Source organism: Neorhizobium lilium (genome assembly GCF_004053875.1).
Classification (GTDB): domain Bacteria; phylum Pseudomonadota; class Alphaproteobacteria; order Rhizobiales; family Rhizobiaceae; genus Neorhizobium; species Neorhizobium lilii.
Genome location: NZ_SBIP01000002.1, coordinates 157,641 through 176,479, shown reverse-complemented (window position 1 = coordinate 176,479; position 18,839 = coordinate 157,641). Strand labels below are relative to the sequence as shown.

Annotated in this window: 21 protein-coding genes; 11 read left to right on the top strand and 10 right to left on the bottom strand. The window is 59.9% G+C overall.

Translation table 11 applies throughout. From position 1 onward, the window contains the following. Positions 1-75: 75 nt before the first annotated feature. Positions 76-852 (bottom strand): formyl transferase, encoded by a 777-nt coding sequence (locus tag EPK99_RS07105; RefSeq protein ID WP_128442360.1) that lies wholly within the window; start codon positions 850-852, stop codon positions 76-78. 54 nt (positions 853-906) lie between these two features. Further along, positions 907-1,548 (bottom strand): DUF1638 domain-containing protein, encoded by a 642-nt coding sequence (locus EPK99_RS07100; RefSeq protein WP_128442359.1) that lies wholly within the window; start codon positions 1,546-1,548, stop codon positions 907-909. A gap of 14 nt (positions 1,549-1,562) precedes the next feature. Between EPK99_RS07100 and EPK99_RS07095 the strand changes: the two genes are divergently transcribed. Further along, complete coding sequence (locus EPK99_RS07095) at positions 1,563-1,724, top strand: entericidin domain-containing protein (protein WP_128442358.1); 162 nt, start codon at positions 1,563-1,565, stop codon at positions 1,722-1,724. Between the two features lie 26 nt (positions 1,725-1,750). Here the strand turns inward: EPK99_RS07095 and EPK99_RS07090 are convergent, their stop codons facing one another. Further along, a complete protein-coding gene (locus tag EPK99_RS07090) occupies positions 1,751-2,452 on the bottom strand; it encodes a corrinoid protein (protein WP_128442357.1) in 702 nt (233 codons plus the stop codon). 272 nt (positions 2,453-2,724) lie between these two features. On the opposite strand from EPK99_RS07090, the gene EPK99_RS07085 reads away from it, so the two are divergent. Together EPK99_RS07085 and EPK99_RS07080 are read left to right on the top strand one after the other, a co-directional pair. Then, a complete protein-coding gene (locus EPK99_RS07085) occupies positions 2,725-4,299 on the top strand; it encodes a trimethylamine methyltransferase family protein (protein ID WP_128442356.1) in 1,575 nt (524 codons plus the stop codon). A 101-nt stretch (positions 4,300-4,400) separates the two neighbouring features. Further along, positions 4,401-5,090, top strand: coding sequence for a 4Fe-4S dicluster domain-containing protein (locus EPK99_RS07080; RefSeq protein ID WP_128442355.1), 690 nt, complete (start codon positions 4,401-4,403; stop codon positions 5,088-5,090). Here EPK99_RS07080 and EPK99_RS07075 read toward each other — a convergent pair. From EPK99_RS07075 to EPK99_RS25260, 6 genes are all read right to left on the bottom strand, one after another. Next, positions 5,087-5,437: a hypothetical protein gene (locus EPK99_RS07075; RefSeq protein WP_128442354.1), complete on the bottom strand. Its 351-nt coding sequence runs from the start codon at positions 5,435-5,437 to the stop codon at positions 5,087-5,089. The genes EPK99_RS07080 and EPK99_RS07075 overlap by 4 nt on opposite strands. Before the next feature lie 20 nt (positions 5,438-5,457). Continuing rightward, positions 5,458-6,471: a betaine--homocysteine S-methyltransferase gene (gene bmt / locus EPK99_RS07070; RefSeq protein WP_128442353.1), complete on the bottom strand. Its 1,014-nt coding sequence runs from the start codon at positions 6,469-6,471 to the stop codon at positions 5,458-5,460. Between the two features lie 84 nt (positions 6,472-6,555). Next, positions 6,556-7,608 (bottom strand): quaternary amine ABC transporter ATP-binding protein, encoded by a 1,053-nt coding sequence (locus tag EPK99_RS07065; RefSeq protein WP_128442352.1) that lies wholly within the window; start codon positions 7,606-7,608, stop codon positions 6,556-6,558. Further along, positions 7,601-8,509, bottom strand: coding sequence for an ABC transporter permease (locus EPK99_RS07060; RefSeq protein ID WP_164901728.1), 909 nt, complete (start codon positions 8,507-8,509; stop codon positions 7,601-7,603). Before EPK99_RS07060 ends, EPK99_RS07065 begins: the two co-directional genes overlap by 8 nt. 178 nt (positions 8,510-8,687) lie before the next feature. Then, positions 8,688-9,683, bottom strand: a complete 996-nt coding sequence (locus EPK99_RS07055; RefSeq protein ID WP_128442350.1) for an ABC transporter substrate-binding protein — start codon at positions 9,681-9,683, stop codon at positions 8,688-8,690. Positions 9,684-10,338: 655 nt separating this feature from the next. Further along, positions 10,339-10,482, bottom strand: a complete 144-nt coding sequence (locus tag EPK99_RS25260) for a hypothetical protein (RefSeq protein WP_164901727.1) — start codon at positions 10,480-10,482, stop codon at positions 10,339-10,341. A gap of 280 nt (positions 10,483-10,762) precedes the next feature. On the opposite strand from EPK99_RS25260, the gene cobU reads away from it, so the two are divergent. Next, positions 10,763-11,284, top strand: a complete 522-nt coding sequence (gene cobU, locus EPK99_RS07050) for a bifunctional adenosylcobinamide kinase/adenosylcobinamide-phosphate guanylyltransferase (RefSeq protein ID WP_128442349.1) — start codon at positions 10,763-10,765, stop codon at positions 11,282-11,284. A gap of 26 nt (positions 11,285-11,310) precedes the next feature. Here cobU and EPK99_RS07045 read toward each other — a convergent pair whose 3' ends face one another. Then, positions 11,311-12,111 carry a TSUP family transporter gene (locus EPK99_RS07045; protein WP_128442348.1) on the bottom strand — a complete coding sequence of 267 codons (801 nt, stop codon included), beginning with the start codon at positions 12,109-12,111 and terminating at the stop codon, positions 11,311-11,313. A gap of 181 nt (positions 12,112-12,292) precedes the next feature. Between EPK99_RS07045 and EPK99_RS07040 the strand changes: the two genes are divergently transcribed. From EPK99_RS07040 to EPK99_RS07010, 7 genes are all read left to right on the top strand, one after another. Continuing rightward, positions 12,293-13,252: a nucleoside hydrolase gene (locus EPK99_RS07040; RefSeq protein ID WP_128442347.1), complete on the top strand. Its 960-nt coding sequence runs from the start codon at positions 12,293-12,295 to the stop codon at positions 13,250-13,252. Positions 13,253-13,380: 128 nt separating this feature from the next. Beyond that, a complete protein-coding gene (locus EPK99_RS07035; protein ID WP_164901726.1) occupies positions 13,381-13,659 on the top strand; it encodes an acyl carrier protein in 279 nt (92 codons plus the stop codon). A gap of 18 nt (positions 13,660-13,677) precedes the next feature. Then, the gene (locus EPK99_RS07030) at positions 13,678-14,151 is read left to right on the top strand and encodes a 3-hydroxyacyl-ACP dehydratase FabZ family protein (protein WP_128442345.1); all 474 of its coding nucleotides are present in this window, start codon (positions 13,678-13,680) and stop codon (positions 14,149-14,151) included. 20 nt (positions 14,152-14,171) lie between these two features. After that, positions 14,172-15,374: a beta-ketoacyl-ACP synthase gene (locus EPK99_RS07025; protein WP_164901725.1), complete on the top strand. Its 1,203-nt coding sequence runs from the start codon at positions 14,172-14,174 to the stop codon at positions 15,372-15,374. A gap of 12 nt (positions 15,375-15,386) precedes the next feature. Then, on the top strand, positions 15,387-16,673 hold the full coding sequence (locus tag EPK99_RS07020) for a beta-ketoacyl-ACP synthase (RefSeq protein WP_128442343.1): 1,287 nt from the start codon (positions 15,387-15,389) through the stop codon (positions 16,671-16,673). Between the two features lie 162 nt (positions 16,674-16,835). Continuing rightward, positions 16,836-17,864, top strand: a complete 1,029-nt coding sequence (locus EPK99_RS07015) for a zinc-binding dehydrogenase (protein ID WP_128442342.1) — start codon at positions 16,836-16,838, stop codon at positions 17,862-17,864. Between the two features lie 9 nt (positions 17,865-17,873). After that, positions 17,874-18,809 (top strand): lipid A biosynthesis lauroyl acyltransferase, encoded by a 936-nt coding sequence (locus EPK99_RS07010; RefSeq protein ID WP_128442341.1) that lies wholly within the window; start codon positions 17,874-17,876, stop codon positions 18,807-18,809. Positions 18,810-18,839: the final 30 nt, after the last annotated feature.

The following is an 18,839-nucleotide window of genomic DNA, read 5'->3' as shown; positions in this document are numbered from 1 at the left end:
TGCCGCTCAGCATGCCTGCTCGGAGGCACCGAGACTGCGCTCGGCACGACGTCGCATGCAGCGAAAAACGACGCGCTACCAGATGCCCTTGGTAAGGCCATGATAGAGCCACGTCCAGAGTGGCGGCGGAAAACGTAAGACGGATCGGCCGGCCGGCTCGTAAGGCCTCAATGCACCGGAAACTGCGTCCTGCAGAGCTTGGATAGCGACGGCAGTCGAAGCGGCGGTAATCAGAAGTGGATAGGTTGCCATCGTGTCTCTCTTCGACGGCGCAACCCGGCTCTCATACAGGATCGCGCCGGTATCGGTTCCTTTGTCGACCAAGTGCACCGTGCCGCCGAAATTGGCCTCGTCGCCTTCGACGCGTGCCCAATAGCCCCCCATCTGGCCGCGATAGACAGGATTAATCCCGGCGTGAAAATTGATGACCGGACAGGGGGCGGCAGCAAGAGTGGCGGGAGAGAGGATACGGCACGAAATGGTGAAGATCGCCGCTGGCTCCAGCTTTGTCACCAGGGCGTGACAAGCTGGATCGTTGAGCGAGGCGAGATGCGATACGGGAATGGCGGGATTGGGTTCGCCGCTGAGCCCGTATTGTTCGATGATTTCGGCTGCCCGGCTGGCTGCAATCGTCTTACCGAGGCGCGAGGCGATGGTGGTGCCCAACTGGCCGAGGGCATGGGGCCACCCGAAGCGTTTCGCGCGGCGCTTCAGAATGGCCAGCTTGGATTCCGGTTGTTCAGCAATGACATGGATGTCGGAAAAATGCCGCGCAAGCGCATTGACCATGACCTGCGGGTTCAAGCCGCCTGCCGTCATCACCACGATCCGAGACGTGCTCCGTTCCTGCATCCGATCTTCCTCTGCCGCAGACCTGCACAATCGGAGGGAAGATGGAAGAAAGCGTTAAACGGCGCGTAACGCTTGCGTGAGGTCGCCGTAGCCAGTGAAGCGGTATTCATAGCGAAGGCCAAGATAGTCGGCCGCCTCGCGGGCTCTGGCCTGTAGGGTCTCGTCCTCTTCCTGGCTCAGATAGACGAGTTTGCGGTAGTGGCCGAAATACATGTCCTTCAGTTCAGGATGGCGGTCGAGGCCGAGCGGCTCGATCACGAAGGCCTGAAACTGGCGGGCCAGAAAATCTGTCAGGAAGAAGGAGAAGATGTCTTCGTCATCCTGGGCTGCGAAGGCATCATTACCGTGAAAGAAAGAATAGCAGTGGGGACCTTCGATGCGGCTGATGCCCTCGCGTTCGCAGAGCCTGTCGATGTCGCCCCCCGTGCCGCAATCCGCATAAGCGAAAAAGATACGCTCAAAACCTGCCTGCCGTGCCTCCTGGACTGCCTGCTCGAGCCCAGGCACGATCTTTTGCGGGTAGGCATGCCAGATGGCAGGCAGACAATTGAGGTCGATATGGGTTAGGCCATGCTGGCGGCAAACCGCTAAAATTTCCCGAGCGATGGCTCCGCAAGCGATCACGTGAACTTTTTCGTGACTCAAACGTTCCTTCGCCGGAAAATGAGTTTCCGGAACAATTTTATCCCTATCCATCGGAGTATTCTAACATGACAGTCAAGACAGTCACGGTAATCGCCGCAGTTTTCGCGACGATGGTTTCACTCTCTTCCTGCGGCAACACGATCCGTGGCATGGGCAAGGACACGGCAAACACCGTCGACGCGACCCAGTCGGCAGGCCGCACCGTCAACAAGGCTGCAAAGCAGTAATTGAACCAGCTGCCGCCGGTTGCTGATCAGCCACCGGCGGCAAGGCTGTTGTGCTTGCGGCGAATGTATTCCTTAGCCGTTTCAACGGCAACTGCTGCGTCCCGGCAGTAGGCATCCGCGCCAACGGCTTTGCCGAATTCCTCGTTGAGCGGCGCGCCGCCGACCAGCACGACGTAATCGTCGCGCATTCCTTTTTCCTTCAGCGTATCGATCACCACCTTCATGTAAGGCATTGTGGTCGTCAGCAGTGCCGACATGCCGATGATGTCAGGCTGCTCGCGCTCGATCGCGTCCAGGTAATTTTCGACCGGGTTGTTGATCCCGAGATCGACGACGTCGAAACCAGCCCCTTCCATCATCATGCCGACCAGGTTCTTGCCGATGTCGTGGATATCGCCCTTGACGGTGCCGATTATCATCTTGCCGAGCTTGGGGGCTCCGGTTGCCACCAGCAAGGGCCGCAGGATTGTCATCCCAGCCTTCATGGCATTGGCAGACAACAGCACTTCCGGCACGAAGAGAATACCGTCGCGGAAGTCGATCCCGACGATCCGCATGCCTTCTACCAGCGCCTGGGTCAGGACGTCGTAAGGTGTCCATCCCCGAGACAGGAGAATGTTGGTCGCCTCCTCGATCTCTTCCTTCATGCCGTCGTAAAGATCGTCGTGCATCTGCTGCACGAGTTCTTCGTCGGAAAGCTCCGCCAAAATGATGTCGTCGTCGGCCATGGAAAGATTCTTCCCTGTTGGAGGAGACTAGGCAAATCAGTTTCTTCACGACCATATCTACCCGGAAAACGGGTCGCAATTTCTTTTGTATGCGACAGCGCCGCGTCGGAAACGCGATGGGTAGCTGTGGAGGGGCTTCCACTTCGGTAGATTGCGCGCTTGGCGCAGACAGGCTGATCCTTTGCCGCAGAAAGGCGGGGCTCGGCTTGCGCTTGCGCCTAGCATGGCGCATCAAAAGACCATAGGCGAAGCGGCACAGGGTGAGGAGCATCATGGACGACGTGACCCAGCAGACGGAACAGACGAGCGCAACGGGACGCCGTGGACGTGGCGAAGGCGGAGCGGCCGGTCGCCGCGCTTCGCGCACCGGTGGAGGCGCCGGCCCATCCTTGCCCTATATCACCCGCCGCATCGGCGTATATGAAGTGCTGGACGAAGAAGGCCTTCAGCTCATCGAGCGCAATGCCGACACGATCCTCGAAGAGATCGGCATCGAATTCCGGGAAGACCCGGAGGCGCTGGCACTCTGGAAGAATGCAGGCGCGGACGTCAGGGGCGAAAGGGTGCACTTCCCCAAGGGCCTTTGCCGTGAGCTGCTGAAAACCGCGCCTAAGGAATTCACCTGGCATGCTCGCAACCCTGAACGTAGCGTCAGGATCGGCGGCAATGCGACCGTGTTTGCGCCCGTTTACGGGCCTCCCTTCGTGCGAGATCTCGACGGCAACCGTCGCTATGCAACGATCGAAGACTTCCGCAATTTCGTGAAGCTCGCCTACATGGCGCCGTCCATGCACTCCTCCGGCGGCACGGTCTGCGAGCCGGTGGATGTGCCCGTCAACAAGCGGCACCTCGACATGGTCTACAGCCATATCAAATATTCCGACAAGCCGTTCATGGGTTCCGTGACCGCGCCCGAACGCGCCGAGGACACGGTGGCCATGGCCAAGATCGTGTTCGGCGACGAGTTCGTGGAAAACAACTGCGTCACGCTGAACCTTATCAATGCCAACTCGCCGATGGTATTCGACGGGACGATGCTGGGAGCGCTGAAGGTCTATGCGCGGCACAACCAGGCCTCCGTCGTCTCGCCCTTCATCCTGTCGGGCGCCATGAGCCCGGTGACAGTTGCCGGCACGCTGACGCAGATCCTTGCCGAAGTGCTGGCGGGCGCCTCGCTGACCCAGCTGATCCGCAAGGGTTCACCAGTGCTGTTCGGCACTTTCGCGGCCTCGATCTCCATGCAATCGGGTGCGCCGACCTTCGGCACTCCGGAGCCCTCGCTCGTCTCCTACGGGGCCGCCCAGCTTGCGCGCCGCCTCGGTCTGCCGTTCCGCACGGGCGGCTCACTCTGTGCCTCAAAGGTTCCGGATGCCCAGGCGGCGCATGAATCGGCTAATACGCTGAACATGACATTGCTGGCCGGCACGAATTTCGTGCTGCATGCCGCAGGTTGGCTCGAAGGTGGGCTGGTTTCGTCCTACGAGAAGTTCATGATCGATCAGGATCAGCTCGGCATGATGCAGAAAATGGCAGAGGGCATCGACCTTACGGAAGAAGGCCAGGCGCTTTCCGCCATCCGGGAAGTCGGCCCCGGCAGCCATTATCTCGGCTGCGCGCATACCCAGGCGCATTTCCAGAGCGCTTTCTATCGTTCGGCTCTCGCGGACAATAACTCGTTCGAGCAGTGGGAGATCGAAGGGCAGAAACGCGTCGAGGAGCGAGCGAACGCCCTTTGCCGATCCTGGCTCGATTCCTACGAAGCGCCGCCGCTCGACGCTGCAATCGATGAGGCCTTGCTCGCCTACATCAAGGACCGTAAAGATTCGGCGCCCGACGCCTTCACCTGAAGAGAGCCCGAGGCCGCCAGGGAGCAAGGCGGAGCGAGGCGCGTGGCCGATTTCATTCAGGAAAGCGTCTGGCGTCCGCACTATCAGTACAAGGGGCCACGGTGAGTGCCGGTCCAGCCGATTGCGCCCGCGCCACCGTTGAGAGGGTGTCGCGGTCGCTTGAGGCTTCCGGCATCGGTACGCGTGGTGCCGTCCTCTTCCCAGACGGGGAGGGGCCGATATTGGCAGACCGGACTTCCGCCCGGTCCGTCCTGTTGCTGGGTAATATCGGGGGCTCCATCTGGCCGGCTTTCAGCCAGTGGCGGAACGGCTATGATGGTCCGGATCCGCTCGATACCTGGTCGAAGTCCGTCATCCTGCCTATCGCCGAGGCGGTCGATGCGACGGCCTATTTCCCTTCGGACCCGCCCTGGCAGCCTTTTCAGCGCTGGGCCATGAGAGCGGAGGGGCTGAAGCCGTCTCCGCTTGGTGTTTTGATCCACCCGCAAGTCGGCCTATGGCACGGCTATCGCGGCGCCCTTGGCTTTTCCTACGATGTGGAGCCGGGCAAAATCTTCGACCATCACCCTTGCGACGGCTGTCTCGACAAGCCCTGCCTCTCAACATGCCCGGTGCAGGCCGTCCGCCTAGAGGCGTTCGACGTCAGTTCCTGTCGGGATTATCTCCGGAGTGCGGGGCAAATGTCTTGCATGCTATCAGGCTGCCACGCCCGCAATGCCTGCCCGGTCGGACAGGACTACCGTTATTCTGCCGAGCAGTTGCGTTTCCACATGGAGATGCTGAGGCTTTAAATTTTTGCTTTCGGATAGGCGCGCTCAAGGCCACCGGAGCGGGTAAGGCCATCGCGGAAAGCTTGGTAGGCCGGATGCTGGCTGGACTTTGCCGCTTCTATCAGACGGATCTGCAGCCGCGCAGGCGCTTTTCCGCCTATCCATTCGCCGCATTTCTGCAGCTTCAGCGAGTTGAGAAAACGGCTTTCCGATGCGTGGTCGAGGTAGAGATGCAAGCCTTCCAGCAGGAGGTCGTCGGAGGCCGGGCTTTCCATTAGCAGCGTCAGCCAGTTCTGCTGTTCCGCGCCAAATGAAGCCAAACTGTCCGCCACCGTTTCCCGGCTGCCGATCGTCGAGATGCTTGTCATGGTTTCCTCCGCCCGATGGGTCAACCGCGACGACGACGGCGCTCCCGGCTTCCATCGCCGCCCGATTCACTCGCCATCTTATTGCGCAGCGGGCCGATCTTGTCGACGATCTCGTCGATCGTGGGCCGGGGGCGCGGCGTGTAATTATCCAGTGCGACGCGCATGGCGGCAAGGTGCTCACAGGAGGTGCCGCAGCAGCCGCCAATAATCTTGGCCCCTGCGTCGCGAGCGAGCCTTGCATACTCGGCCATCAGCGGCGGCGTTCCCGAGTAATAGATTTCGGAGCCGCGAAACTCCGGAATCCCGCAATTGCCCTTGACGATGGTAATTGCATCGGGAGCTGCGGCAGTCATGTCCAGCAGACTGGACAAAATGTCGGAGGCACCGACCCCGCAGTTGGCGCCAACGGCAACCGGACCTGGGCCGATGTTTCCGGCAACGCCGTGGATGTCTTTCGGGTCCAGGCCCATCATCGTCTTGCCGGCCGTGTCGAAGGAGCCTGTGTAGGTGTAGGGCAGGCCGACCTTGACCGCGGCTTCCGCGGCAGCGCGAATCTCTTCGGCCGAGGACATTGTCTCGATCCAGGCCACATCGACGCCGCCAGCCTTCAAGCCTTCCATCTGCTCGGCAAAGGCTGCAACGGCCGCCTCGTAGGAAAGAGCGCCCAGGGGAATAAGGAGTTCGCCTGTGGGGCCGACCGAACCTGCCACGATGACCTTCCGGTCAGCCTTGTCGGCCACCGAACGAGCAATCTCGGCAGCCCGCTTGTTCAGCTCGAACACGCGGTCGTCGGCCTTGTGAAGCTTCAGGCGATGCCGTGTGCCGCCGAAGGAGTTAGTGAGGATGATGTCGGCACCGGCATCCACGAAATCCTGATGCAGCTTGACGATCTTTTCCGGGGCGGTCTCGTTCCAGATTTCTGGCGCTTCTCCGGCTTCAAGCCCCATGGCAAAAAGGTTGGTGCCCGTTGCGCCGTCGGCCAGCAGCACGCCTTTTTCAGCCAGAAGTTCAGTCAGGGCATTGGCGGTCTGCATGGATACGCTCCTCGGCAATTAACTGCAGATCATATAAAGATGTCTTTATATGATTGCAAGCCGAACGCTTGCCTGCATGGATGCTCATTCAGCGGCAAGCTTGGGTATTTCCGTCTTGGCCGGCGTCACCATTGCACTGACGATGGTTTGCAGATCGAGCACGCCGATAGGTACGCCACTCGGGTCGACAACCAGCGCCCGTGTTTGCTCCTGCTCGCACATTTCCTTTGCCGCAGACTCGAGCGTCGTCGTCGTCCCCACGCGCAAGCCGTCCATTGAGCCCTCCAACGGGCGCATGACAGTGCCTGCCTTAATGACGCGTCCGCGGTTCACTTCCTTGACGAAGGCAGTGATGTAATCGTCAGCTGGAGCAAGCACGATCTCCTGGCCGGTGCCCTGCTGGATGACCTCGCCGTCGCGCAGGATTGCGATCTTGTCGCCAAGCCGCAGAGCCTCATCGAGATCGTGGGTGATGAAGACCACGGTTTTTTTCAGTTCGGCCTGGAGATCCAGGAGGACTGTCTGCATGTCCACGCGGATCAGCGGGTCGAGCGCCGAATAGGCCTCGTCCATCAGCAGAATATCGGCATCGTTGGTCAGCGCGCGCGCCAGACCCACACGTTGCTGCATGCCGCCGGAAAGCTGATTCGGATAGTGGTTTTCAAAACCGCTCAATCCGACACGCTCGATCCAGTAGCGGCCCCGCTTGGTACTTTCCGAGCGCGGCTTTTTCTGGATATCCAGGCCATAGACAGTGTTCTCGATGACCGTCCTATGCGGCAGCAGCGCGAACTTCTGGAAAACCATGGCTGTTTTGTGCCGCCGGAATTCCCGCAGGCCGTTGTCGCTCATGGCGCAGATGTCGAGGCCGTCATAGACGACTTCGCCAAAAGTGGGCTCGATCAGCCTGTTGATGTGACGGATCAGCGTCGATTTTCCTGAGCCGGACAGGCCCATGACTACCGTTATGCCACCGGCCGGCATGGAGATGTTGATATTCTTGAGACCCAGGACATGGCCGTGCTTTTCGTTCAGCTCCGCCTTGGACAGCCCCGCCTGAACAGCGTTGATGTAATCCCGGCCGCGCGGGCCGAAGATCTTGTAGAGGTTCTTGATCTCGATGCCGTGACTAGCCATGGACGATCTCCGAATGCTTCTGCAGACGCTTGCCATAGGCCTGGCTGGTCCGGTCAAAGATGATGGCGATGGCGACCAACGCAAATCCGTTCATGAAGCCGTAGGTAAAGAACTGGTTGGCGATCGCCTGCAGCGTATTCTTGCCCAGCCCGCCAACGCCGACCATGGACGCAACAACGACCATGGCGAGCGACATCATGATCGTCTGGTTGATGCCGGCCATGATGGTCGGCAGGGCGAGCGGCATCTGCACGTTCCACAGCTTCTGGCTCGAGGATGAGCCGAACGCATCGGCCGCCTCCAGCACTTCCTTGTCGACCAGTCGGATGCCGAGATTGGTGAGCCGGATCATCGGCGGCACGGCATAGATGACGACGGCAATCAGGCCCGGGACTTTGCCGATGCCGAAAATGACGACGACGGGAATGAGGTATACAAAGCTCGGCAGCGTCTGCATCACGTCCAGCATCGGGTTGATCGAACCTTGGATACGGTCCGACCGTGCCATCAGAATGCCGATCGGGATGCCGATGACGATAGCGATCAAGGTGGCGACCGTCGTGATCGCCAGTGTGATCATCGCATCGTTCCACAGTCCCATCAGGCCGATCGCACACATGCCCATTGCGGTCCCGATGGTGATCTTGATGCTGCGGCTGCCGGCATAGACGATTGCCAGCATGACGATCAGGACGAGGATCCATGGCGAACCGGTGAACAGCCGTTCAAATGAATTCAAAAACACTTGCAGCGGTTGGGTGACGGCATCGATAACGAAACCATATTCGCGGACTATGCCTTTGAAGCCATCGTCTATGACTTTGCGGGCTTCGCGGATGTACTGGTCGCCAATCGCCGGAAAGCTGCAGAGAGCATTCGGCAATATGTCGCAGGTTGCCATGATGTTCCCCCTTGTTGGTCAAGCTAACCCGTGTCGGCGCGGCCGGTCCGGGTAGACAGGGTGTCGGGTTGCCGATCGGATCAAGCCTTGGCTTCGGCTTATCAATCGCGATGAAGCAGCTGCTGTGGTACGCTGACCAAGCTGGAGGCCGTCGTTGGACGGCCTCCAGCTTACGCTATCAAAGCGAGGCCTTCACCTTTTCCGCCACGTCGGCGCTGACCCATTTCGTCCAGACTTCAGGCATGGTTTCGAGGAAATGCTTGGCAGCATCCTCGTTCGTGCCCTGATTGTCCGTCTGCCAGGCGAGGATGCCGTTAACGGTGGCATTGCCCCACTTGCGGGCCTTGATGTAATCCATCGCGACGCCCGCCTTGTCGGCGAACTTCTTCGTTACGACAGTATAAGCCTGCGAGGTCGGGTACGAGTTGACCTTCGGGTTGGGGCAGTCCGGAACGGCCGTGCAGGCATCCCAGTCCGCCTTGTCATGCTGTACGTCGAAGGAGAGCTTCACCATCTCATATTTGCCGAGAATGGCGGTTGGCGCCCAATAGTAACCGAGCCATCCGGTCTTCTTCTCGAAGGCGTTGGCGATAGAGCCATCCAGACCAGCCGCAGAGCCGGTATCGACCAGTTCGAAATTCTTGTCCTTGGCGCCGAGAGCCTTGTAGAGGTTGGCGGTGGAGACCTGGCAGTTCCAGCCGGCCGGGCAGTTGGTCACGGCGCCCTTGGACTTGTCTTCCGGAGCGGGGAAGAGATCCGGATGCTGAAGCGCCTGCTGGACCGTCTTGATGTCCGGATGGGCGTCCGCCAGGAATTTCGGGATCCACCAGCCTTCGACCGCGCCATCCGCCAGGATTTCCGCAGCTATCACCAGCCGGCCTTCGGCGGCGGCCTTGTCGAGCGGCGTGCGCACGGCATTGACCCAGAATTCGGGCGCCATGTCGGGCTGGCCCTTTTCGTTCATGGAGGTGAAGGTCGGCATGGTGTCGCCCGTCACGAGCTCGACGGAGCAGCCATAGCCTTTTTCGAGGATGATCTTGTCCACATTGGCGGCGACGCCAGCCGAAGCCCAGTTCATCTCCGCAATCGAAACCGTGCCGCAGTCTGCATAAGCGGCGCCAGCGAAGGCATAGAGACCGCCGGCAAAGACAGCGGAAGCAAGGAGTTTTTTCATGTTTAAGACCTCCCAGTCTTGTTGTTGCAGTGTTCACATAATGAATGCCGAGTATTTCGGTCATCCCATGCCTCGGGCACGTCGTGATCAACCGGCGGGTGCCCACTCGCCAAGCCTATCGAGGTCTCGCGTCTTGTCCGCACCCGCAGACCAGTCTTGCGGATACTGCGCTTTTTTGCCTCAGCGGGATCAGCGTACGTGTTCCGGCAAAGAAATCAACTACGCAGCGAGGCCAACGCTAGCGCTAGCCCGTTAGCAAGTCTTTGTAACAACAGGATTTCGGTGGAGGCCGACGGAAAAACCGGCATTTGCCTCCGGTTCTGCCCGTAAAGAAAGCAGGCAGTGCAGCCAAGGTCACGGCGGACGCAAATGTCACGCCCGAGCTTTGACCTTTTCTGGCCGATTAGCGCCGCGCCGCAGCCTGACCGGAGTTTTGAAAAAAAATCGCATGGCTGTGCGAAATTAATGTCTGGAGAGGGGTGGCACTAACCATCCGGTAAGATTGTGCCGCTAAACATCTGGGCGTGGACGAAGAGTTCGCCGTCGGCACCGGATCAGGTAGTGCGTCCCGGTTGCCCTCACTCTAGCTGCGGATCGCATATGCTCCGCTGAGCTTTTCTCTTTCAGGTTGTGATTTTAGGCGGCGTTTGCTGCCTTACCCGGCATTGCTGGAGCGGATGAACCCGAACAGCGAAAAGCGGGTGTCTAGCTGCTGCGCGCGGGTGGAGACCTGGCGGCTAGGGGGCACGGAATTCCAGGCAATCTGCAATCCGCTGTTGTTTCTGAAGATGTAGAGCATCGGCATTTCCTCTTGGACCTGGCATCTGCAAGTCTCGTTGTTTGAGCGTCGCAATAGAACCAATGCGACACAGGCACAACACAATAAGTCGCCGCTCGACGTCGCAAACAGGATATTCGTGCAGGCGGCGGCCTCACGTCGCGACGCAACGATTGACGGCGGGGCAATAGAGGGCCACAATTGCCCCACAGACACCAAGTCTGGAGCAAACATACCAGCAAGGCCGGACGCCTCTTCATCTACGAATCGTCCGGCCTTTTTCTATTCCAGCAAGGGTTCGATGACGCGTTCAGGCCATGTGGTTCTCGTATTGGGTGGAGCGCGTTCGGGTAAATCGGCCTTTTCAGAACGGTTGGTGGCTGCCAAAGGGCTTGAGCGACATTATCTCGCGACTGGCCGTGCTTATGACGACGAGATGGTTCAGCGCATTGCGCGCCATGTCGAGGATCGCGGCGAAGGGTGGACTACCCATGAAGTGCCGCTCGATCTGCCGCAGCATCTGGCCCAACTCGATTCCCCAACCCATACCGTGCTGGTAGACTGCCTTACCCTTTGGGTCACCAACCTGATGATGGAAGAGCGGGATGTCGCTGCTGCAGGGGATGCCCTGCTTGCTCAGCTGTCCATATGCACCTCGCATGTCGTCCTCGTATCGAACGAAGTGGGGCTGGGGATCGTGCCGGAGAACCGTATGGCGCGGGAGTTCCGCGACCACGCCGGGCGGCTGCACCAGCGGGTTGCGGCGCTTGCTGACGAGGCTTTTTTCATCGCCGCAGGCTTGCCATTGAAGCTAAAGGGCTAGGAGGCAGGGGCCCGCCCGGCGTACGGCTAAAACCCCAGCCACACGCGCAATGGATGCGTCGGATCGGCGAGCAGCTTTGCTGCTAGCACCAGGCATGAGATCACGAGAAGCGGCTTGATGATCTTCGCTCCATTCTTCATGGCAAGGCCGGAGCCTATCTGCGCGCCCAGCAATTGGCCGACGCCCATCAGAAGCCCTACCTTCCACAGCACCGATCCCGTTACGGCAAAGACTAGAAACGAGCCGAAGTTGGAGCCGAGATTGATGAGCTTGGTATGGGCCGTCGCCTTCAGCATGCCGAAGCCTGCCAGCAGAACGAAACCGAGCATATAGAAGGAGCCGGCGCCTGGACCGAACAATCCGTCATAAACGGCGACTAGCGGCACGGCGGTGAGGCCGAAGACACGTGGTGTCACCCGGCGATGGCTGTCGGTATCGCTGAGGTTCGGCTTGAAGGCGAAGAAGAGCGCGATGGCGATCAGCATGAAGGGGATGGCTGAGCCGAGCAGGCTGGCCGGGATCTTCGATGCCAGGAGCGCGCCTATGCCTCCGCCGATCACCGCAATGGCCGCCATCGGCAACTGGCTTTTGAGATTGACATGGCCGCGTCTTGCATAGGCGAAAGTCGCGGAGGCGGAACCGAACTGCGACTGCAGCTTGTTGGTGGCTATCGATTCGAGCGGCGGGATGCCGGCGATCAACAGAACGGGGATGGTGATCAGCCCGCCGCCGCCGGCAATGGAATCGATAAAGCCGGCAAAGACCGCTGCCACAAGCAGCAGCAGGAGAAGTTGGAATGTCAGGTCGGTCAAGGAGATGCTCGGCATGCAATGGAGGGTGGACGGCTTGTTGCACCTCGGCACTTTCACCGCAAGCCAGCCATGAGGCTTGAGCGCTACATCAACGTCATAATATGCCTGAATGCAGCTACGCCGATTGTCAAAGCGGTGCTGTCGTCTATGTTCCCCGCCCAGTGGATAAAGACAGCGGCAAGCAGGGCAGGGCGAGATGCAAAAGGTTATTTTCGATACGGATCCCGGCGTTGACGATGCCATGGCGCTGCTCTTTCTTCATAAGCACCCCGAAATCGATCTGATCGGCGTCACGACCGTATTTGGCAATGCCTCGATCGATGTGACGACCCGCAATGCGCAATTCCTGCACCGGGAGTGGGGCATCACCGCGCCGATCGCCAAGGGTGCGGGCCGTGCCTATGCACCTTCCCGAAGCGACGATCATCCTGCCTCCTCGGTGCACGGCCTGGACGGGCTCGGCAATATCGGCGTACCGGACACCATCGACCTGCCTCTCGATCCGCGGCCGGCCTTCCAGTTCATCATCGACACAGTGCGTGACAATCCGGGCGAAGTGACGCTGGTTGCCGTCGGCCGCATGACCAATCTTGCGCTCGCGCTGCAGGCGGATCCCGAAATTGCGGGTTTGGTTAAGGAGGTGGTCGTCATGGGCGGCGCCTTCCACGTCAACGGTAATGTGACGCCCGCCGCTGAAGCCAATATCCACGGCGACCCGGAAGCGGCAGACGCGGTGTTCATCACCCCTTGGAAGCTCACCATATTCGGCCTGGACGTGACCATGAAGACGATCATGTCGTCGGCTTATCTGGCCGAAATGACGGCGTCCGGAGGCGCGGACCTGAAGCTGCTTTCGGACCTCTCGCAATATTACATCGAGTTCTACCGCCAGAGGGTCGGCCTCGATGGGATGGCTGTGCATGACAGTTGCGCCTGCGTCTATCTCGTGGCACCCGAACTCTTCGAGTATCGCACTGGTCCCGTGCGGGTCGTCTGCGGCGGGCTTGCCGACGGAATGACGATACAGGCGCCGGACAGTGGCCGCAGGTTCGAAGGCAGCGCCTGGGACGGGCAGCCCAGCCAGTGGGTGGCGCTGGCGGTTCAGCCTGAAAAAGTACTCGAAACCCTCAGAGCAGCGCTGACGGGAAGTCGTTGACGCTCGCCAGAGGGTTCATTTGCGCAACAGTTTTTCGGTAAATGTAGCAGGGCGGTCCACCAGCCATTGGCATTTGATTTGGTTTTGCCTATGTGGAACAACGATTTTGTATTTCAGAGGACGTGGGCGTGACCGCTACATTTGACAAAGTTGCCGACATAATCGCCGAAACGAGCGAAATCGATCGCAATACGATCACGCCGGAAAGCCATACGATCGACGATCTGGGAATCGACAGCCTGGACTTCCTGGATATCGTGTTCGCGATCGACAAAGAGTTCGGGATCAAGATCCCGCTCGAGCAGTGGACGCAGGAAGTCAACGAAGGCAAGGTTTCGACCGAGGCGTATTTCGTCCTCAAGAACCTCTGCGCCAAGATCGACGAGCTGAAGGCGGCAAAGGGCTAAAGCCCGCCGGCATAGCTGATGCTGCTCGAATATTTCCAGATGATCGACCGGATCGAAAGCCTCGATCTCGGTCAGAAGACATTGAAGGCGCGGTCGGTGGTTCCTTCCGCCAGCCCTGTTTTCGAAGGGCATTTTCCCGGTATGCCGCTCGTGCCCGGAGTGCTTCTGATCGAGACCATGGCTCAGGCCTCTGGCTTTCTGGTGCTGGCGGCGACGGACTTCGCGGCCATGCCCTTCCTGATGTCTGTCGATGGTGCCAAGATGCGCGCCTTCGTGGAGCCGGATGCGGTTCTCGACATAGAGGCGTTTCTGGAGCATGACGGTTCCGGTTATGCGGTGACCAAGGCCAAGATCAGCAGCGACGGCAAGAAGATCTGCGACGCCCAGCTAAAGCTGCGAACCATGCCGTTTTCCGAGGTGCCGCTGGCGCCCATCGTGCGCAAACGCGCCGAAGAAGTGGGCCTCCTCGCCGCCATGCAAGCGCACGCCTGAAGGCGCGCCTCAAGAGGACAATGATGAAGTCTGACAATGATGTCGTGATCACCGGTGTCGGTATCGTCACCTGCCTTGGAGTCGGCAAGGAAGCCCATCTGGCCTTCCTGAGCGGGGCGCAGGCGGGCGTGCCGCAGATCGAAACGGAACGTTTCAAGCCCTATCCTGTGCATCCCATGCCGGAGATCGATTGGTCGCAGCAGATTCCGAAGCGTGGAGATCAGCGGCAGATGGAGAACTGGCAGCGGCTCGGCGTTTTTTCTGCCGGTCTGGCGCTCGACGATGCCGGTCTGAAAGAGGATGCGGATGCCTGTGCCTCGATGGACATGATCGTGGCCGCCGGGGGTGGCGAACGCGATATCAAGGTCGATTCGCTGATCGTGGACGAGGCGCTGAAGCGCAACGATCGCGAACTGCTGCTGAACGAGAAGCTGACGACGGAGCTGCGTCCGACGCTGTTTCTCGCGCAATTGTCGAACCTGATGGCCGGCAATATCTCGATCGTCCACAAGGTCACGGGTTCATCGCGCACTTTCATGGGCGAAGAGGCGGCCGGCATTTCGGCGGTGGAAACTGCTTTCCACCGCATCAAAGCTGGCCAGTCGAGCCACACGCTCGTAGGCGGCGCCTTCGTGGCCGAGCGGGCGGACATCCTTCTTCTTGTCGAAGGCATCAACGCCCATGCGACAGGTGAGTGGCAGCCATTGTGGTCGCGAAGTGACGAGAGTGGCGGCGGCATGATCCTGGGTTCTGTCGGCGCTTTCTTGGTGCTCGAGTCGCGGGCCCATGCCGAAAAGCGTGGTGCTCACATTTATGCAGTCATCGATGCCATTGAAGGCGATCGCGGAAACCGCAAGGACGACCGGCTAGAACAGAGGCTGACGCGGCTGACTGGACTTGTTGATGCCGAGGCTTTTGCCGAGACGGTTGTATTCTCAGGAGCGAGCGGTATCGTCGATCTGTCACGGCGGGAAAGAAATGTCCTGGAGACGCGTTTGTCCGGGGCGTCGATCCGCGGCTTTGGCGGCGTGACCGGCCACGGGATGGAAGCACAGTTTCCGTTAGGCTTGGCGCTTGCGGCCATAAGCCTCGATGGCAAGACGAAAGTACCGGCCTTCGATGCCGATAACGAAAAACCGATGGATGCTCCCGCTACACGGGCAGTGGTGACGACTGTTGGCTACACGCGCGGCGAGGGCGTCGCAGTCCTGTCGGCCGCCTGAGGGGAAATGTTGATGAGCGACAAACGCTTCAAGGATCATCTGGGCCGCCCGATCGTTGCCGTTACCGGCATGGGCGTCATCACCTCTCTCGGCCAGGGGCTTGAGGACAACTGGGCGGCGCTGACGTCCGGGACCTCGGGCATTCACAAGATCACCCGCTTTCCAACCGACACACTGTCGACGCGCATCAGCGGCACGGTAGATTTCATCACGCTGCCGGCGCCGAATGCCGTCGAGCGCTCCTATGCCTTTGCCCGCGAGACGACGAAGGAAGCGCTCGCCCAAGCCGGACTTTCTGGCGATTTCGAAGGTCCGCTCTTTCTTGCGGCTCCTCCTGTGGAGCCCGAGTGGTCGGATCGCTTTGCCTTGGCGGATCGTTCACTTCCGTCACAGAGAGAAGGTGACGCCTACGACCGCTTCCTCGCCGCCTTGCGCGAGCGCCCGGACCCTGTTTTTCTGGAAGCCGTACAGTTCGGATCCATTTCGGAGAGGCTCGCCGACACGTTCGGCACAAGGGGCCTGCCGGTGACGCTGTCGACGGCCTGCGCTTCCGGCGCCACCGCAATCCAACTTGGCGTGGAAGCCATTCGCCAGGGTCGCACCGACAAGGCGCTTGTGGCTGCAACCGATGGCTCGGTCAGCGCCGAAGCATTGATCCGCTTTTCACTGCTATCGGCGCTTTCGACGCAGAACGATCCTCCTGAAAAAGCCTCCAAGCCCTTCAGCAAGGAGCGCGACGGGTTCGTCATCGCCGAAGGCGCGGCCACACTGGTTCTGGAATCATTGGAGTCGGCAATTGCTCGTGGCGCCAAGGTGCTCGGTATCATCAAGGGCCTTGGTGAAAAGGCCGATCATTTCCACCGCACCCGATCGTCTCCCGATGGCGGACCTGCCATAGCGACCATCCGTGCGGCGCTCGAAGATGCCGGAATGGATGAAAGCGGAATCGGCTACATCAATGCGCACGGAACGTCGACGCCCGAGAACGACAAGATGGAGTACGGGTCCATGCTCGCCGTGTTCGGCGACAGCCTGAAGGATATTCCGGTCTCGTCCAACAAGTCGATGATCGGCCATACGCTGACGGCTGCAGGTGCTGTGGAAGCAGTCTTCTCCATCCAGACGATGCTGACTGGAACACTGCCGCCAACGATCAACTACACCAATCCTGATCCATCCATCATGTTGGATGTAGTGCCGAATGTGAAGCGGGACGGTGCGCCCAAGGCGGTCCTTTCGAACTCCTTCGGCTTCGGCGGACAGAATGCCAGCCTTGTCATGACGGTGGAACCGGCCTAGAGACAGCGCCCATAGTCAGGACGTCATCCTCGGCCTCGTGCCGAGGATCTACCAACGTCAATAAATCGAAGGCTGGCAGATGCTCGGGACAAGCCCGAGCATGACGGGAGTACGCGGCAACGACCTCGTATGTCCGGTGGATCTGGAAGGAACTATAAAATCATGCGCGCTCTGCAACTGATCGATGACCGCAAGCTCGAAGCCGTCGACGTTCCGGAGCCGGATGCGCCGGGACCGGGCGAAGTGACACTGCGCGTCAAGGCTGTTGCACTCAATCATATCGATGTCTGGGGCTGGCGCGGCATGGCGTTCGCCAAGCGCAAAATGCCGCTGACAATCGGCGCAGAAGCGTCGGGAGTGGTGGAAGCAATTGGCCCTGGCGTTTCGAATGTCCTGCCGGGTCAGCTCGTGTCCATCTATGGCGCGCGCACCTGCGGCCTCTGCAAGGCGTGCCGGGAAAAGCGCGACAATCTCTGTGAAAACGTGTCCGGAGTACATGGCTTTCACCTCGACGGCTTTGCGCAGGAGAAGGCCAACCTGCCGGCCCGTCTTCTCGTACCCGCCCCTCCTGGCGTCGATGCGGTGGCCGCCGCACTTGCTCCGGTGACCTTCGGGACCGTCGAACACATGCTGTTCGACAATGCCAAACTCCAGCCGGGCGAAACCATCCTCGTCCACGCTGGCGGTTCCGGCATCGGAACTGCTGCCATCCAGCTTGCGGCCAAGATGGGCTGCACCGTCATCACCACGGTCGGTTCCGACGAGAAGATCGAGCCGGCTCGGGCGCTTGGCGCGCACCACGTCATCAACTACCGCAAGGATCGGTTCGAGGGTGTCGTACGCAAGCTCACCAAGAAGAAGGGCGTGGACGTCGTCTTCGAGCATGTGGGCAAGGACACCTGGGCAGGCTCCATGCTTTGTATGAAGCGGGGCGGGCGGCTGGTTACCTGCGGCTCCACCTCGGGCGTCTCGACCGAGATGAACCTGATGATGCTGTTCCAGCAGCAGTTGAAGCTGTTTGGCTCATTCGGTTGCCGGATGGAAAACATGGCGGACGCGATGCAGAAGATGGCACAGGGCATCGTGCGTCCGGTCATAGACACCGAAGTAACCTTCGATGATATCCATACTGCCCTTTCGCGCATGGAGACCCGCCAGGTCTTCGGCAAGATCGTCCTGAGAATGGACTGAGGTTTCGCCTTGAAGATGTTTCTGACCCGGATCGTTCTGGCGCTACGCCGGTTCCAGCAGTGGCTGGTGGCGCAGCTTGCATTCGGGTTGCTGAACGCGCTCAAGGTCTTTCCCGCCGATCCGGCGATCCGCTTTGCCGATCGCATTGCGCGTGTCGTCGGCCCGAAGCTCTGGCGCCACAAACTGATGATGACCAATCTGCGCAATGCCTTTCCAGAAAAAGCAGAGGCTGAGCTTCAGGAGATCGCTGTCGCCAGCTGGGGACATATGGGCAGGCTGGCGGCGGAATATGTGTTTCTGGACCGGTTGTTCGATTACCATCCAGAGCAGACAGAGCCGGGCAGGGTGGAAGTGTCGGGCGTCCCGATCTTCGCCGAGCTTCGCGACAACCCGCGGCCCTTCATCGTATTTACTGCCCATACTGGGAATTTCGAGCTTCTTCCGGTGGCGGGCAAGGCCTTTGGGCTAGAGGTCATGGTGCTGTTCCGCCCGCCGAACAACCCCTACATCGCCGATAAGGTCTTCTCGTTTCGAAGCGCGCGCATGGGGCAGCTGGTGCCCTCCCATGCTGGGTCCTCCTTTGCGCTAGCGCGCCGGCTGGAAGCAGGCGGCGGCGTCGGCGTGCTGGTGGATCAGAAGTTCGGCAGGGGCCTGCCGACGGCATTCTTCGGGCGGCCGGTGAAAACCAATCCGCTCTTGGCCAAGTTGGTTCGGCAGTTCGATGCGGACGTCTATCCAGCCCGCTGTATCCGCCTTCCCGGCAACCGCTTCAGGCTGGAGATCGAGCCAAGGATCGAGCTTCCACGGGACGCTAAGGGCAGTCTTGACGTTCAGGGTACGGCGCAGGTCCTGAACGATAAGGTCGAATCCTGGGTTCGCGAGTATCCCGAACAATGGCTTTGGTATCATGATCGGTGGCACATCAAGAAAAGCGTCGCCTCCTGAGAAACTACTCCGTCAAATCTAAGAATTGCG

Bases quoted from the DNA above. Each gene is read 5' to 3' on its own strand.
- EPK99_RS07105 (WP_128442360.1), bottom strand. From the start codon at position 852: ATGCAGGAACGGAGCACGTCTCGGATCGTGGTGATGACGGCAGGCGGC.
- EPK99_RS07100 (WP_128442359.1), bottom strand. From the start codon at position 1,548: ATGGATAGGGATAAAATTGTTCCGGAAACTCATTTTCCGGCGAAGGAA.
- EPK99_RS07095 (WP_128442358.1), top strand. From the start codon at position 1,563: ATGACAGTCAAGACAGTCACGGTAATCGCCGCAGTTTTCGCGACGATG.
- EPK99_RS07090 (WP_128442357.1), bottom strand. From the start codon at position 2,452: ATGGCCGACGACGACATCATTTTGGCGGAGCTTTCCGACGAAGAACTC.
- EPK99_RS07085 (WP_128442356.1), top strand. From the start codon at position 2,725: ATGGACGACGTGACCCAGCAGACGGAACAGACGAGCGCAACGGGACGC.
- EPK99_RS07075 (WP_128442354.1), bottom strand. From the start codon at position 5,437: ATGACAAGCATCTCGACGATCGGCAGCCGGGAAACGGTGGCGGACAGT.
- bmt (WP_128442353.1), bottom strand. From the start codon at position 6,471: ATGCAGACCGCCAATGCCCTGACTGAACTTCTGGCTGAAAAAGGCGTG.
- EPK99_RS07065 (WP_128442352.1), bottom strand. From the start codon at position 7,608: ATGGCTAGTCACGGCATCGAGATCAAGAACCTCTACAAGATCTTCGGC.
- EPK99_RS07060 (WP_164901728.1), bottom strand. From the start codon at position 8,509: ATGGCAACCTGCGACATATTGCCGAATGCTCTCTGCAGCTTTCCGGCG.
- EPK99_RS07055 (WP_128442350.1), bottom strand. From the start codon at position 9,683: ATGAAAAAACTCCTTGCTTCCGCTGTCTTTGCCGGCGGTCTCTATGCC.
- EPK99_RS25260 (WP_164901727.1), bottom strand. From the start codon at position 10,482: ATGCTCTACATCTTCAGAAACAACAGCGGATTGCAGATTGCCTGGAAT.
- cobU (WP_128442349.1), top strand. From the start codon at position 10,763: ATGACGCGTTCAGGCCATGTGGTTCTCGTATTGGGTGGAGCGCGTTCG.
- EPK99_RS07045 (WP_128442348.1), bottom strand. From the start codon at position 12,111: ATGCCGAGCATCTCCTTGACCGACCTGACATTCCAACTTCTCCTGCTG.
- EPK99_RS07040 (WP_128442347.1), top strand. From the start codon at position 12,293: ATGCAAAAGGTTATTTTCGATACGGATCCCGGCGTTGACGATGCCATG.
- EPK99_RS07030 (WP_128442345.1), top strand. From the start codon at position 13,678: ATGCTGCTCGAATATTTCCAGATGATCGACCGGATCGAAAGCCTCGAT.
- EPK99_RS07025 (WP_164901725.1), top strand. From the start codon at position 14,172: ATGATGAAGTCTGACAATGATGTCGTGATCACCGGTGTCGGTATCGTC.
- EPK99_RS07020 (WP_128442343.1), top strand. From the start codon at position 15,387: ATGAGCGACAAACGCTTCAAGGATCATCTGGGCCGCCCGATCGTTGCC.
- EPK99_RS07015 (WP_128442342.1), top strand. From the start codon at position 16,836: ATGCGCGCTCTGCAACTGATCGATGACCGCAAGCTCGAAGCCGTCGAC.